The organism is Mycobacterium sp. GA-2829 (assembly GCF_001499965.1).
Taxonomy (GTDB): domain Bacteria; phylum Actinomycetota; class Actinomycetes; order Mycobacteriales; family Mycobacteriaceae; genus Mycobacterium.
This window is the reverse complement of the sequence record NZ_LQIT01000042.1, coordinates 31,883-45,723: the sequence shown is the minus strand read 5'-3', so window position 1 is coordinate 45,723 and position 13,841 is coordinate 31,883. Positions and strand designations below refer to the sequence as shown.

General features: G+C 69.7%; 13 protein-coding genes. 8 read left to right on the top strand and 5 right to left on the bottom strand.

The annotated features are described in order from the left end of the window. On the top strand, positions 1 to 549 hold a 549-nt coding region (locus AU194_RS22760), incomplete at its 5' end, for an EAL domain-containing protein (protein WP_157576430.1). On the opposite strand, the gene AU194_RS22755 is transcribed toward AU194_RS22760, so the two are convergent. Next, the gene (locus AU194_RS22755) at positions 511 to 1,380 is read right to left on the bottom strand and encodes a hypothetical protein (RefSeq protein WP_059091525.1); all 870 of its coding nucleotides are present in this window, start codon (positions 1,378 to 1,380) and stop codon (positions 511 to 513) included. The two genes, AU194_RS22760 and AU194_RS22755, sit on opposite strands and share 39 nt — an antisense overlap. 411 nt (positions 1,381 to 1,791) lie before the next feature. Here AU194_RS22755 and AU194_RS22750 point away from each other — a divergent pair, with 411 nt between their 5' ends. Both AU194_RS22750 and AU194_RS22745 read left to right on the top strand, forming a co-directional pair. Continuing rightward, the gene (locus AU194_RS22750; protein WP_231743544.1) at positions 1,792 to 2,523 is read left to right on the top strand and encodes a TetR/AcrR family transcriptional regulator; all 732 of its coding nucleotides are present in this window, start codon (positions 1,792 to 1,794) and stop codon (positions 2,521 to 2,523) included. A 55-nt stretch (positions 2,524 to 2,578) separates the two neighbouring features. Continuing rightward, positions 2,579 to 3,229, top strand: coding sequence for a ScbR family autoregulator-binding transcription factor (locus tag AU194_RS22745; RefSeq protein WP_059091524.1), 651 nt, complete (start codon positions 2,579 to 2,581; stop codon positions 3,227 to 3,229). Between the two features lie 7 nt (positions 3,230 to 3,236). Here the strand turns inward: AU194_RS22745 and AU194_RS22740 are convergent, their stop codons facing one another. Next, positions 3,237 to 3,638 carry a PAS domain S-box protein gene (locus AU194_RS22740; protein ID WP_059091523.1) on the bottom strand — a complete coding sequence of 134 codons (402 nt, stop codon included), beginning with the start codon at positions 3,636 to 3,638 and terminating at the stop codon, positions 3,237 to 3,239. 112 nt (positions 3,639 to 3,750) lie between these two features. Between AU194_RS22740 and AU194_RS22735 the strand changes: the two genes are divergently transcribed. The 4 genes from AU194_RS22735 to AU194_RS22720 are packed head-to-tail and all read left to right on the top strand — an operon-like array spanning position 3,751 to position 9,028. Then, positions 3,751 to 4,983, top strand: coding sequence for an acyl-CoA dehydrogenase family protein (locus AU194_RS22735; protein ID WP_059091522.1), 1,233 nt, complete (start codon positions 3,751 to 3,753; stop codon positions 4,981 to 4,983). Further along, complete coding sequence (locus AU194_RS22730) at positions 4,984 to 6,126, top strand: acyl-CoA dehydrogenase family protein (RefSeq protein WP_059091521.1); 1,143 nt, start codon at positions 4,984 to 4,986, stop codon at positions 6,124 to 6,126. 52 nt (positions 6,127 to 6,178) lie between these two features. Next, positions 6,179 to 6,769: a TetR family transcriptional regulator gene (locus AU194_RS22725; RefSeq protein WP_059091520.1), complete on the top strand. Its 591-nt coding sequence runs from the start codon at positions 6,179 to 6,181 to the stop codon at positions 6,767 to 6,769. A gap of 42 nt (positions 6,770 to 6,811) precedes the next feature. Next, entirely contained in the window at positions 6,812 to 9,028 is a 2,217-nt protein-coding gene (locus AU194_RS22720) for a molybdopterin-dependent oxidoreductase (RefSeq protein WP_059091537.1), read from the top strand. Here AU194_RS22720 and AU194_RS22715 read toward each other — a convergent pair. Next, positions 9,014 to 9,661: a nucleoside/nucleotide kinase family protein gene (locus AU194_RS22715; RefSeq protein WP_059091519.1), complete on the bottom strand. Its 648-nt coding sequence runs from the start codon at positions 9,659 to 9,661 to the stop codon at positions 9,014 to 9,016. The genes AU194_RS22720 and AU194_RS22715 overlap by 15 nt on opposite strands. A gap of 24 nt (positions 9,662 to 9,685) precedes the next feature. Continuing rightward, positions 9,686 to 10,648: a hypothetical protein gene (locus AU194_RS22710; protein WP_059091518.1), complete on the bottom strand. Its 963-nt coding sequence runs from the start codon at positions 10,646 to 10,648 to the stop codon at positions 9,686 to 9,688. A 154-nt stretch (positions 10,649 to 10,802) separates the two neighbouring features. Here AU194_RS22710 and AU194_RS22705 point away from each other — a divergent pair, with 154 nt between their 5' ends. Beyond that, entirely contained in the window at positions 10,803 to 11,459 is a 657-nt protein-coding gene (locus AU194_RS22705; RefSeq protein ID WP_059091517.1) for a hypothetical protein, read from the top strand. Here AU194_RS22705 and AU194_RS22700 read toward each other — a convergent pair whose 3' ends face one another. Then, on the bottom strand, positions 11,460 to 13,841 hold the full coding sequence (locus tag AU194_RS22700) for an excinuclease ABC subunit UvrA (protein WP_059091516.1): 2,382 nt from the start codon (positions 13,839 to 13,841) through the stop codon (positions 11,460 to 11,462). It abuts the gene before it with no gap.

The following is a 13,841-nucleotide window of genomic DNA, read 5'->3' as shown; positions in this document are numbered from 1 at the left end:
CATGAGCGGGCCGGCGGGGTGGGCGGGCAGGCCGTGCTGCGGGTCAACGTGTCGCCGGTGCAGCTGGTGACCGAGGGTTTCGTGGACTCGGTCGCCGGGGTGATGGCCGAGTTCGGCCTCGAACCCGGATCCGTCTGCCTGGAGATCACCGAGAGCGTCGTCGTCCAGGACATCGACACCACCCGGGTCACCCTCGCCGGGCTCAAGGACGCGGGTGTGCAGGTCGCCATCGACGATTTCGGAACCGGTTACAGCGTGTTGTCGCTGCTGAAGTCGCTACCGGTGGACACCCTCAAGATCGACAAGGGCTTCGTCCAGGACCTCGGGTCCAATCCGGGCGATCTGGCGATCGTGCGCGCGATCATCGCGCTCGCCGAGGCGTTCGGACTCGAGCTGGTGGCCGAGGGAGTCGAGACCGAGGTCGGTGCGCGGACCCTGTTGCACCACGGCTGCCACCGCGCCCAGGGCTTCCTGCTGTCCCGCCCGGTGCCCGGCGCGGAGATGGAACAACTACTGGCCGTGGGGCGGGTGCCCGTTCACTTCGCGTGACCGCCGCAGTTCGGCGCGACCGCGCCGGGACTCCCGCATCGCCTTGGGCAGTTTGCGATTGCTGCTCGCACAGTTCGGTGACGGCGGTGCGGGCGGCGCGGCGGCGAGCAGTTCGACGCGGGCGAACCGACTGCCGATCTCACTGACCAGTGCCACCTCGGCCTCGTCGGCGCCGCCGACGTAGTCGTCCGCCGCCGGATGCGCGACGCCGGGCGCCAGCGTGATGCCGTGTCGGCAACCCACGGCCAAGGCGCCGTCGGGGGTGTCGAGCACCGCACCGATGACGACGCCCTCTTCGAAGACGATCCGCTGCAGCCGCACGTCGCGATGCACCTCGATGTCGCGGTCGCGCACCTCGCGGTCGAGCCACGCCGCGATCGGCACCGCCCCGCCGTCGGTGGGTAGCGCGATCGTGCCGACGGATTTCACCTGTACCGAACGGTTCTCGAGGGTGCGCATGGTGGTGGTGTCCCAGTCGGACACCCGGGTGTGCATGAGCGCGTACGGCGAACGCAGGCACTGTTCGGTCCACTTCTTGAGGCGGGCGCCGTAGAAGGGCGCGACCCGGCGCCGCTCGGCGGGGGTCAACGGCCGGACCGGGCGCACCGACACCTCCCCCTGGCGCTGCGGTCCGATGGCGAGCCCGTCGGTGAGCGCGGCGAAGTACTCGAGCGTCTCCTCGTCGGTGACACGACCGGCGGGCCAGCCACGGTCCGCGGCCGACGTCGCAGCGACGAGGACGTCCACTCCGGCGTCAGCGGCGACCACCGCGCTGGCGAACGCGCCGACGACACCACCCACACACACCACGTCGACTTCGTGATCCCACATACGCGTTAAACACCTCGCCGTTGCTCTGGCGCGTCGCGCCGGTCGTCCCGATCGCCAGTCGATATGTCCCGCTCGAACGGACGCTGACCGTTCTGCCCGTTGTTTCCAGGAGCCACACCGGCGTAACCGCTGCCCCACCCGCGGCGTGTTGCCGACGCTGCTGCGGCGAGGTGGGTCACCACGGCCTGTACAGGGATTTGAGGGGGTTTGCCAGAACAGGCCGTGGCAACCGGATGAAGGTACCATTGCAACCCGCGCGGCGAAAGTGCGGACGGCAATCCCCTGCCGCAGGCCACCCGATGCGACCGGCCGACACCCGAGATACTTGCAGTCAACACGAGGGCGACATTACATACCTTTTGAATCATTCGCACGCGATGCAATGACCTACAGTATGAGCGCGGTCGCGGGGTGCGGCCGCCGGCGACCGCGCAGTACGCGGCTTTACTGGATCCCGAGGTGTGCGTGGCCGAGCAGGGCGACCGGCGAACCGACGCGACGCGTCTGCAGATCCTGCAGGCCGCCGCGCGGCAGTTCGCGGTCAGACCCTACGGATTGGTGAACCTCGACGACATCCTCGCCGAGGCCGCGGTCACCAAGGGGGCGATGTATCACCACTTCCGGTCGAAGTACGCGCTGGCGAGCGCCGTGGTCGACCAGTGGCTCATATCGAACCAGCGGATCGTCGAGGACACCACGGCGCTGCAGCGCTCCGGTATGGAAACACTGGTCGACACCACCTTCGCGATCGCACTCGACGACATCGGCAACCACCTCGGCCGCGCGGGCCTCAACCTGCTCGAGGCCGTCGGGCGCACCGACGGCCTGCGCGGGCGGGCGTTCGACGTGTCACGCGACGCGCTGTCGGCGCTCGCCCGTCGCGCGGTCGAGGAGGGGGACGCCGCGGCCGACGTCACCCCCGACGACGTCGCGCGCGTGCTGGTGTTCCTCTACCTGGGCGTGCGCCAGGCCAACGACGTCGGCGACCCTGTCGGCTATCTCGGCGACCTGGGGCGGGCGTGGACCCTGGTGCTGCCCGGCCTCGCGGTGCCCGACCGCCTGCGCTATCTGACCACGTACGTCCGCAGGCACTGCGCCACCGCAATCACGCGGGCGCGACCGCTGCCCCCCGATACTCTGTGACCGCGGGGCCGGCGCCGCGGGGCGCCGACACTCGTCCGGAGGTGAGCAACACGGCATGATTCGGCAAGCACGTTCGGAAGCGACCCGCCGCAGGATCATCGAGGCGGCGGTCGACCTGTTCAGCGAACGGGGTTATCCCGGAACGGGTCTGGGAGACATCATCGAACGCGCCGAGATGACCAAAGGCGCTTTGTACTACCACTTCGACTCGAAGGAAGCCCTGGCCGCCGAGATCGTGGCCGAAGGAAGCGCCCGGCTGCGGAGCACGTTCGACGCCATCAGCGAGACGTCCTCCCCCGCGTTGGAGAGCATCATCCACGGCACCTTCGTCGTGGTCGACCAACTGCGCACCGACCGGGTGGCCCGCGTCGGGATCATGCTGATGCGGGTGTTCGCAGGTTTCAGCGAGTCCGCCCGGGGCACCTACAGCGGCTGGCTGGCGGCGATGGCCGCCGACGTCGAGCGCGCCCGCGATGAGGGCGATGTGCGCGACGACGTGGACGTCGTCGCGGTCGCCGAGACCTTTGTCGGGTCGTTCGTGGGCGGCAGCCTGCTCGCCGATGCCGCATCGGGCGGCACGGATCTGCGCGACCGCGTCACCCGCATGTTCGCTCTGGTGCTGCCCGCCATCGTCACCGACGACTCGCGCGAGTACTTCGCCGAGTTCCTGACCCGCGAGACACTCCGGCGCCCGCGCCCCGACTGAGCCGGACCTACAGTTCCTCCGCCCACAGCCGTTCGGTGAGATCGGTGAACGTGGCGAGTGCCACCGGGTCGTCCCCGCGCACCAGCGCGGATTTGCTCATCCGGGCCCGCACGAGGGATCCGTCGCGGTGCCGCAGGCCCACGATCAGGTCGGCGTGGGCGCGAACCACCATGACCGCGGAGTCCTCGGCGGGCAGGTCGTGGAAGATCTCCGCGAAGCGCGACGCGGTGACCTCCTCGGCCGATGACCCCACCATCTCGGCGAAGGCCGCGTTGGCGAACAGGATCGCGCCGTCCTCGGCGATCGCGAGCACCGGGACCGGGAAGCGCTCGAGGAGCACCAGCGCGGGCATGTCCCGTAGCAGCGACATCGGGTCTCGATCGTCTGGGCCGTTCCGTCGCCGCTCCATGGGGGAAGTATCACCCACCTGGTCACGACTCGGTGCGTTTGCAAGGGGGCTGACCCATGACTTGACTAACTAGGTTTACTGTGTGGAAGCACACTGGAGACGGGGGTGACCCATGGACTTGACGTGGTCGGAGCGCGATCTGGCGTTCCGTGACGAGGTGCGCGCGTTCCTCGACGAGAAGCTGACCCCGGAGATCCGGCGGGCCGGACGGTTGATGACCAGCGTGTACGCCGATCACGAGGCGAGCATGGCGTGGCAGGCGATCCTGCACGAGCGCGGTTGGGCGGCGCCGGCGTGGCCGGTCGAGTACGGCGGCTGCGACTGGACGCTCACGCAGCACTACATCTTCAGCCGGGAATCGACGCTCGCCGGCGCTCCGTCGTTGTCTCCCATGGGGATTCGGATGGTCGCGCATGCCATCATCAAATTCGGCACCCCCGAACAGAAGGACTACTTCCTGCCGCGCATCCTCACCGGCGAGGTGTTCTTCTGCCAGGGCTACTCCGAACCCGAGGCCGGCTCCGATCTCGCCGCGCTGACCATGGCGGCCGTTGACGACGGTGACGACCTGGTGTGCACCGGCAGCAAGATCTGGACCACCCACGCCGGCGAGGCGAACTGGATGTTCGCGTTGGTGCGCACCACCCGCGCGCCGAAGAAACAGCAGGGCATCACGTTCGTGCTGATCGACATGACCGCCCCGGGCATCGAGATCCGCCCGCTGGTCATGACCTCCGGGGAGGAGGTCCAGAACCAGGTCTTCTTCGACGAGGTGCGGGTGCCCAAGCGCAACGTCATCGGCGATATCGACGACGGCTGGACCGTCGCCAAGTACCTCCTCGAATTCGAACGCGGCGGTGGCTCATCCGCGCCTGCGCTGCAGGTGCTGGCCGAGGAGATCGCCACCGTCGCCGCCGACCAGCCCGGACCCGACGGCGGCCGGCTGATCGACGACGCCCGCTTCGCGCACCGACTGGCCGACGCCCGCATCCGCACCGACGTCCTGGAGATCCTCGAGTACCGCGTGCTGGCCACGGTGGCGGCGGGTAAGAACCCTGGCTCGGCGTCGTCGATGCTCAAGGTGCTCGGCACCGAACTGAGCCAGGAGCTCACCGAACTGGCGATGGCCGCCGCGGGTCCGCGGGGCCGGGTCTACCAACCCCACGCCACCTGCCCGGGCGGTCCCGTCGCCGAGTACGAGCCCCCCGCCGACGGCTACGTCAGCGGCGAGCCCTGGCAGGCGGTCGCGCCGTTGCGGTACTTCAACGACCGTGCCGGCTCGATCTATGCGGGCAGCAACGAAATTCAGCGCAACATCCTGGCGAAAGCGGCATTGGGGCTGTAGATGGACTTCTCGCTCACCAAAGAACAAGAACTGCTGCGCGACGGGCTGACGAAGTTCCTGTCGACCCGTTATGAACTCGAGAAGAGCCGCGCCGCGGCCAAGACCGGCGCGGGATGGCAGCCGGAGATCTGGCGGGGCTTCGCCGAGGAACTCGGCATTCTGGGAGCCACCCTGCCCGAGGAGGCAGGCGGCATCGGCGGCGGACCGGTCGAGGCGATGGTGATCGCCGAAGCGCTCGGCCACGCGCTGGTGGTCGAACCGTTCGTCGACACGGTGGTGGTGGCCGGCGGGCTGCTGCAGCGTGCGGCCGGCGACACCGCGGCGGCGCTGTTGGAGAAGATCGTCGATGGCACCGCGGTGGTCTCGCTCGCCGCGACCGAGGCCGCCTCCGGTGACAACTGGCGTGAGGTCGCCACCACCGCCGAGAAGGACGGCGCCGACTGGGTGCTGCGGGGCGAGAAGATCGTCGTCCTCGGCGCACCGCTGGCGACCCATTTACTCGTCACCGCCCGCACCTCGGGAAGCCGCGACGACGCAGACGGGATCTCGCTGTTCCTCGTCGACCTCGCCGCGGCCGACTCCGGGTTGCGCACCCACCCCTACCGCACCATCGACGACCGCCGCGCCGCCGACCTCACCTTCGACGGGGTGCGCGTGCCCGCCGACGCGCTGCTCGGCGAGGAAGGCCGCGTCTGGCCGTCGCTGGCCCGGGCCCGCGACGAAGGGGCGGCCGCGGTGTGCGCCGAAGCCGTCGGCCTGATGCGCAAAGTCCTCGCCGACACCGTCGAGTACTGCAAGCAACGGCAGCAGTTCGGCACGCCCATCGGCAGTTTCCAGGCCCTGCAGCACCGCATGGTCGACATGCACATGGAAGTCGAACAATCCGTCGCCGCAACGTATCTGGCGGTGCTCAACCTGGAGTCCGCCGATGAGGTGCGCGCCAGGGCGGTGTCGGCGGCCAAGGCCACGATCGGCCGCGCGGCACGCTTCGTCGGGCAGAACGCCGTCCAACTGCACGGCGGGATGGGCATGACCGAGGAACTCGCGATCGGGCACTACTTCAAGCGGCTCACCGCCCTGCAGTACGAGTTCGGTTCCACCGACCATCACCTCAGCCGGTACGCGCAGCTCACGCGTCCCTGATCGGGTGCGGCGAAAGCCGGTGCCCGGCCCGGCCGACCGCTACGCTGGACACATGTCCAGCCGCGGCGTGGCCCACATCACCCGGCTCCATGACGCGCACGGTCGCCGGACACTGACCTGCCGCCGGGTGTTCAGCGCCGCCGCTGCCCTGTTGGGCGAACGCGCGGACGGTCGGCTGTCCATGCCGGCGCTGGCGGCCAGGGCGCAGGTGGCGCCCGCCGCGGTGACCGCACACTTCCCCTCGGTCGACGCCGTGCTCGCCGAGCTGTACCTCGACCGCGTGACGGCGCTGCCGCTGGTCATCGTCGCCGACAATCCGCCCGCGGCCCGGGTGGGCGGCCAGCTGCGCGCGGTTGCCCTGGTCATGGCCGACGAGCCCACGCTCGCCGCCGCGTGCAGCCGGGCGCTGCTCAGCAGCGACGAACCGGCCGTCGCCGTCGCGCGCGACCGCATCGGCGCCGAGGTACAGCGCCGAATCGCCGCCGCGCTGGGCACCGGGGCGTGGCCGGAGGTGCAGGCCGCCCTTGAGACGCTGTTCTGGGGTGCGCTCGTGCAGGTACAGTCCTGCGCGATCGACTACCGCACCATGGCCGACCGGCTCGACACGATGCTGTCGCTGATCCTGCCCGACACCGACGGCTGACCGGTGCCAGAACACAAGATCACCTGCCCGCTGTGCGAGGCCATGTGCGGGCTCACCGTGGACACCGACGGCACCCGGGTACGCGCCGTGCGCGCCAACCGCGACGACGTGTGGTCCCGCGGGCACCTCTGCCCCAAAGGCGTGTCGCTGGGCCACCTCCACGCCGACCCGGACCGGCTACGGCTGCCACTGGTCAAGACCCGCACCGGTGACCACGTCGAGGTCTCGTGGGACGACGCCCTCGCCGAGACCGAGCGGGTGCTGCGGCCCGTGCTGAACGACCATGGGGCGCAAGCACTCACGGTCTACGTCGGGAACCCGGTCGCCCACAACCTCGGGCTGAGCACCCATATCGGCGCCCTGATCGGCTTCGCGCAGGCCGCGGGGATGCAGGCCTACTATTCGCCGGGCACCGTCGACCAGTGGCCACTCAACGTCGTCGGCACCCTGCTCTTCGGCGGTATGTGGAACGCGCCGGTCCCCGACCTCGACCGCACCGACCACCTGATAATCCTGGGTGCCAACCCGTCGGCGTCGCAGGGTTCGATGCTGTCGGCGCCCGACATCGCCGGGCGGCTCGTGGCCGTCGCGCAGCGCGGCCGGGTCGTGGTAATCGACCCCCGGCGGACCGGTACCGCCGCCAAGGCGACCGAATGGGTGCCGATCCGGCCCGGCACCGACGCATTGCTGCTGTTCGCGCTGCTGCACACCCTCGCCGAACAGGGCTGGGTCCGCCGACCGGCCCACCTCGAGAACCGGGTCGACGGACTGGACGACGTCATCGCGCTCGCGGCGCCGTTCTCCCCCGAACGGGTCGCCGACGCCACCGGCATCGCCCCGGCGACCATCCGGCGCCTCACCGCCGAGATCGCACAGGCCGACAATCCGGTGCTCTACAGCCGGATAGGCGCCTGCACACAGGAATTCGGCACGCTGGCCACCTGGCTGGTGTTCGTGCTCAACACTGCGCTCGGTGCGCTCGACCGGCTGGGCGGGGCGGTGTTCCCCACCCCCGAGGTGTGGTCGCCGATGTTCGCCAAACCACCGGACCAGCAGGGTCCGGGGTGGCAATTCGGCCGCTTCGCCAGCCGGGTCCGCGGGACGCCAGAGGTGTTGGGACAGTATCCGATCAGCTGCCTGGCCGAGGAGATCGACACCCCCGGCGAGGGGCGGTTGCGGGCATTGATCACGGTCGCGGGCAACCCCGTGGTCTCGGCACCGGCAGCGGGACGCCTCGACGTCGCACTGCCGCGCCTGGACGCGATGATCGCCGTCGACAGCTGGCTCAACGAGACCACCCGCCACGCCGACGTCATCCTGCCCGGGCTGTCGCCGCTGGAGCGGCCGCACGCCGACGACCTGTACTGGATGTACGCGCTCGCGTCGTGCGTGAAGTGGTCGGATCCGGTGTTCGAGCCGGCACCCGACCGCCCCGCGGAGTGGGAGTTGTTGTTGCGCTTGGGCGGTGCGCTGTTCGGCACACCGGTACCCGAGGTGGACGTCGCCGCACTCGACGATCTCTACGTGGCGGGGCTGGTCGCCACCATGTGCGCCGCGGAGCACACCCCGCTCAGCGGCCGGGCTCCCGACGAGGCGATGGCGGCGCTGACCGGCCGCGGCCCCGAACGGCTCGTCGATCTCGGCATCCGCCTCGGCCCGTGGGGTGACGATCTGGGCCGCCGCCCAGGCGGTCTGACGCTGGAGACGGCGCGTCGTCACCCTGACGGGCTGCGCCTGGGCGAACTGTCCGGCGGCCGGATCGACGAGGTGGTGTGCACACCGTCGGGGCGGGTCGAGCTCGCGCACGAGCACCTGATCGCCGACGTACCGCGATTACTCGAGCGAATCGACCGTCGCGCTCCGGATCTGGTGCTGACCAGCCGCCGCCACCTGCGGTCGAACAACTCTTGGCTGCACAACGTGCCCACGCTGATGCGTGGACGCGACCGGTGCACCCTGCTGATCCATCCCGACGACGCGCAGCGGCTCGGCGTGCGCGGCGGTGCACCGGTCGAGGTCGCGACGAGCGAGGGTGCGGTCGAGGTGGTCGCGGAGGTCAGCGACGAGATGATGCCCGGTGTGGTCTCGCTGCCACACGGGTGGGGGCACGGCGTGCCGGGCACCCGCCTCGACCTCGCCAACCGCCATCCCGGCGTCAACGTCAACCTGCTCAACCCGCCGGATCTCGTCGACGTACCGAGCAACACCCAGGTGGTCAACGGAGTGCCGTGCACGGTGCGCCCGTCAGTCACCGCCTGAGACAGGTTGCGCCGCATCCACTTCCAGGACCCGGTCGCATCGGTCGCGGGTGTCGGCGATGAGCCGGGCATTGGCTTCGTCGACCGTCTCGACCCAGCGGCGGGCGTCGTGCTCACTGCGCCCACCGGCGACATGGCGGGCGATCAGTCGCGCCCGGCGGACCGCGGGTGCACTGTCGAGGTAGTAGAGCCGGTCGAGCAGCGCGGGCACGCCGTCCCACAGACCGAGGTAGTTGCCTTCGGTGACCACCAGCCGGGCGTCGGCGGGCACCACCCGGCCTGCGGCCACCGGTTCCTCGAGCGCCCGGTCGAAGTCGGGGATGTAGACGTCGCGGACCCGGTGGTCGGCGGCGATGCGGGCCAGCGTGGCGCGGTACCCGTCGACGTCGAACGTGTCCGGCGCGCCCTTGCGATCGAGCCGCCCCAACCGGGTCAACTGCGTGCTCGACAGGTGGAACCCGTCCATCGGCACGTAGGCCGCTGCCGGACCCAGGTTCTCGACGACGCGGCGGGCGAACGTGGACTTCCCGGTGCCGGGCGGGCCTGCGATCCCGACGAGCACACGACCGGGCCGGCCGTCGAGCAGGGCCTCGGCCTCCTCGGTGAGCACACGCAGCGCTTCGTCAGCGGTCATCACCTCCGCGACTATAGGGGCCGGTTACCGCTGTCCCCCGGGACCTCCGCCGTACGGGTACTGCGGTCCGGAGTGCCTGCCTCCGAGCGGATCGTCATAACCGCCGGGCGGCGGATTGGGCGAGCCACCGGGCGGCGGGTACGGCGCCGTCGGCGGACCGGACTGCGGATACTGCGGGCCGCTGGGATACCGGGGTTCCTCCGAATACTGCGGCGCACCCTGGGTGTACCCGGGTTGCGCGCTGCCCTGGGAGTATCCCGGCGGTGGTGACGAAGGACGGGCGGCCGGGATCATCGTCGTGTCCTCGCGGTCCCGGTTGCCGAGGTGTTCGCGCACGGTGCGGCCTTCGTTCTCGGCTCGGGTCAGGTAGTCCTCCCAACGCTGCTGCATCGGTTTGATGAGCCCACCGCCGACGCCGACCACGAGGATGCCGCCGACGGTCCCGAGGATTGCGATCAGCACCGGCAGTGTGACCGTCAGCGCGATGCCGACCTGGTTGAGCGCGGCGATGACGCCCAACCCGAGGATCGCGATGCTCGCGATGTTGGCCAGCAGTCGGCCGTAGGACAGACCGCTCAGGGCGTTGGCGACGATGTCGCGGACCGCGGCGGCGATGGCCGACGCGACCACCACGATGATCACCGCGACGAGCAGTTTCGGCAGGAACGAGACCACGCCGGCGATCAGTGCGCTGATCGGGTTCGGGCCGAAGACCCCGAACGCCAGTTGCAGCACCACCAGCAGCAGCGCGTAGTAGACGATCTTGCTGACGATGGTCGAGGCGTCGTAATCGCTGCGGGCCAGCGCTTTCTTCACTCCGCCGCGTTCGACGGCCCGGTCGAATCCGACTTTCTCGAGGATCTTGTCGATGGCCTTGGCGATCAGTTTCGCCAGGATCCACCCAATGATGAGGATGACGAGGAACGCCAGAAGTTTCGGCGCGAAGGTCGCCACCGAACTCCACATGTCTCGTAGGGCGTCTTCCATCTCGAACTCCGTTGTTCTTGGCTCCCCGCGGCCGTTGACGTGGTCATCTGCCCGTACCCGCCGTCGCACCGAATAAACACAAACGTCAATTCTCTCGGCCTCAGGTGCCGCCGAAGCCCCGCAGACCTTTGCACTCACAACTAGTCTCTGACGCATGGGGGGACCTGGGGCACCGCCGGGATGGACTCCGGGAGCGCATACGCCGACGTCGCGACGGCGCGCCGATCCACGTAAAGCGATCGTCGCCGTCCTCGGGGCGGTCGTGCTGACCGCGGCGCTGTTGGCGGGCGGGCTCAGCGTCGGCACCGGGCGGGACCGAGAGCCTGTCGAACACCCGGCGTCCGTCGGCGGCTCCATCACCGCGACGCCGACCGTCGTGCAGGAGGGGTGGGGGGTGCGCGCACCCACCCGTGCCGCGCGCGAGGCGATGTGGGAGTGGGTGACCGCCTCGTCGGGCACGCTCGACACCGCGACCGAGGTGACCCGACAGGTGCGTCCCCAGGTCCAGGACGCGATCGCCGCCCGGGACGCCGCGGCCATCAAGTTCTACTGCAGCCAGATGCTCGCACCCATCACCGTCGAGATGTCGGGGATCGTCGACACCCCGGACCCCGACCTGACGCGCGCGCTGCAAACCGTCGTCGAGAGCGCACGCGACGTCGAGGGCCGCTGCGCGGTACTGCCCGACCCGCCGGACCAGACCGCACTCGACGCGCTCCACACGGCGTTCGGCCAGGTGGCCTCCGACCTGGACGCGATGGTGCGGATCGTCGACCGGGACGCGACGATCATGGCGCGCGCCGGGCGGTGATCAGGCGCCGACGTACTCGGCGAGGTGTCGGCCCGTCAACGTCGCCTTGCTCGCGACCAGATCGGCCGGTGCGCCTTCGAACACGACCCGTCCACCGTCGTGGCCGGCACCCGGCCCCAGGTCGATGATCCAGTCGGCGTGGGCCATCACAGCCTGGTGGTGTTCGATGACGATGACCGACTTCCCGCCGTCGACCAGCCGGTCGAGCAGTGCGAGCAGCTGTTCGACGTCGGCGAGGTGCAGACCCGACGTCGGCTCGTCCAGCACATAGACGTCCTTCTTGTCGGCACCGGTGTCCCCCAGCCGGGTGGCGAGTTTGAGACGCTGGCGCTCGCCGCCGGAGAGCGTCGAAAGGGGCTGTCCCACAGACAGGTAACCCAACCCGACGTCCGCCAGGCGTTCGAGCACCTTGTGCGCGGCCGGCGTGCGGGCATCGCCGTCGGCGAAGAAGGTGAGCGCATCGGCGACCGGCATCTCGAGCACGTCGGCGATGTTGCGCCCGCCGAGCGTGTACTCGAGCACCGCGGGCTGGAACCGGCGGCCCTCGCACTGCTCGCACGGCGATTCCACGGTCGCCATCACGCCGAGCTCGGTGAAGATGACACCGGCGCCCTTGCACGCCGGGCAGGCACCCTCGGAGTTCGCACTGAACAGCGCGGGTTTGACCCCGTTGGCCTTCGCGAACGCCTTGCGGACCGGGTCGAGCAGCCCGGTGTAGGTGGCGGGGTTGCTGCGCCGCGAGCCGCGGATCCCGCCCTGGTCGATGGCGACCACCTCCGGGCGGTTGGCCAACGAACCGTCGACGAGCGAGCTCTTACCCGACCCTGCGACACCGGTGAGCACCGCGAGCACGCCCAGCGGGATGTCCACGTCGACGTCGCGCAGGTTGTTCGTCGCCGCGCCTCGGATCTGCAGCGCTCCGTTGTGTTGCCGCACAGTCTCTTTCAGCGTCGCCCGGTCGTCGAGATGCCGTCCGGTCAGGGTGCCGCTCTTACGGAGTCCGTTCAGCGTGCCCTCGAAGACCACCTCACCGCCGGCGCCGCCGGCGCCGGGACCGAGGTCGACGACATGGTCGGCGATCGCGATCATCTCGGGTTTGTGTTCGACGACGAGCACGGTGTTGCCCTTGTCCCGCAGGCGCAGCAGCAGCGTATTCATCCGCTCGATGTCGTGGGGATGCAGCCCGACGGTCGGTTCGTCGAAGACGTAGGTGACGTCGGTCAGCGACGATCCGAGGTGCCGGATCATCTTCGTGCGCTGCGCCTCTCCCCCGGACAGCGTGCCCGCGGGCCGGTCGAGCGAGAGGTAACCGAGACCGATCTCGGTGAACGAGTCGAGCAGGTGCCGCAGCCCCGCCAGCAGCGGGCCGACCGACGGCTCGTCGACGCCGCGGATCCACTCGGCGAGGTCGCTGATCTGCATCGCGCACACGTCGGCGATGCTGCAGCCGTTGATCTTCGACGACCGCGCCTCGGCGGTGAGCCGGGTGCCGTCGCACTCGGGGCAGGTCGCGAACGTGATCGCCCGGTCGACGAACGCCCGGATGTGCGGTTGCATCGCGTCGACGTCCTTGCTCAGGAACGACTTCTGGATGGTGGGGATGAGACCGGCGTAGGTGAGGTTCACCCCGTCGACCTTGATCTTCGTCGCCTCACGGTAGAGCAGGTCGTTGAGTTCCCTCTTGGTGTACTTGCGGATCGGCTTGTCGGGGTCGAAATAGCCGCAGCCGCGGTAGATCCGGCCGTACCACCCGTCCATGCTGTAGCCGGGGATCGTCAACGCGCCCTCGTTGAGCGACTTGGAGTCGTCGTAAAGGGCGGTGAGGTCGAAGTCGGAGACCGCGCCGCGGCCCTCGCAGCAGGGGCACATCCCTCCGGTGATCGAGAATTCGCGCCGCTCCTTGACGGTGCGGCCGCCCTTCTCGAACGTCACCGCACCCGCACCGCTGACCGAGGCGACGTTGAACGAGAACGCCTGCGGTGAGCCGATGTGCGGGTCGCCGATGCGGCTGAACAGGATTCGCAGCATGGCATGCGCGTCGGTGGCGGTGCCGACCGTCGAGCGCGGGTTGGCGCCCATCCGCTCCTGGTCGACCACGATCGCCGTCGTCAGACCTTCGAGGACGTCGACGTCCGGCCGGGACATCGACGGCATGAAACCCTGCAGGAACGCGCTGTAGGTCTCGTTGATCAGGCGCTGCGACTCCGCGGCGATGGTGCCGAACACCAGCGAGCTCTTACCCGAACCCGAGACTCCGGTGAACACGGTCAGTCGGCGCTTGGGCAATTCGACGTCGATGTTCTTGAGGTTGTTCTCGCGGGCGCCGACCACCCGGATGACGTCGTGGCTGTCGGCGGCGTGCGTGCTCGTGGTCTGGGCCAT

Bases quoted from the DNA above. Each gene is read 5' to 3' on its own strand.
- AU194_RS22755 (WP_059091525.1), bottom strand. From the start codon at position 1,380: ATGTGGGATCACGAAGTCGACGTGGTGTGTGTGGGTGGTGTCGTCGGC.
- AU194_RS22745 (WP_059091524.1), top strand. From the start codon at position 2,579: ATGATTCGGCAAGCACGTTCGGAAGCGACCCGCCGCAGGATCATCGAG.
- AU194_RS22740 (WP_059091523.1), bottom strand. From the start codon at position 3,638: ATGGAGCGGCGACGGAACGGCCCAGACGATCGAGACCCGATGTCGCTG.
- AU194_RS22735 (WP_059091522.1), top strand. From the start codon at position 3,751: ATGGACTTGACGTGGTCGGAGCGCGATCTGGCGTTCCGTGACGAGGTG.
- AU194_RS22730 (WP_059091521.1), top strand. From the start codon at position 4,984: ATGGACTTCTCGCTCACCAAAGAACAAGAACTGCTGCGCGACGGGCTG.
- AU194_RS22725 (WP_059091520.1), top strand. From the start codon at position 6,179: ATGTCCAGCCGCGGCGTGGCCCACATCACCCGGCTCCATGACGCGCAC.
- AU194_RS22720 (WP_059091537.1), top strand. From the start codon at position 6,812: ATGTGCGGGCTCACCGTGGACACCGACGGCACCCGGGTACGCGCCGTG.
- AU194_RS22715 (WP_059091519.1), bottom strand. From the start codon at position 9,661: ATGACCGCTGACGAAGCGCTGCGTGTGCTCACCGAGGAGGCCGAGGCC.
- AU194_RS22710 (WP_059091518.1), bottom strand. From the start codon at position 10,648: ATGGAAGACGCCCTACGAGACATGTGGAGTTCGGTGGCGACCTTCGCG.
- AU194_RS22705 (WP_059091517.1), top strand. From the start codon at position 10,803: ATGGGGGGACCTGGGGCACCGCCGGGATGGACTCCGGGAGCGCATACG.
- AU194_RS22700 (WP_059091516.1), bottom strand. From the start codon at position 13,841: ATGGCCCAGACCACGAGCACGCACGCCGCCGACAGCCACGACGTCATC.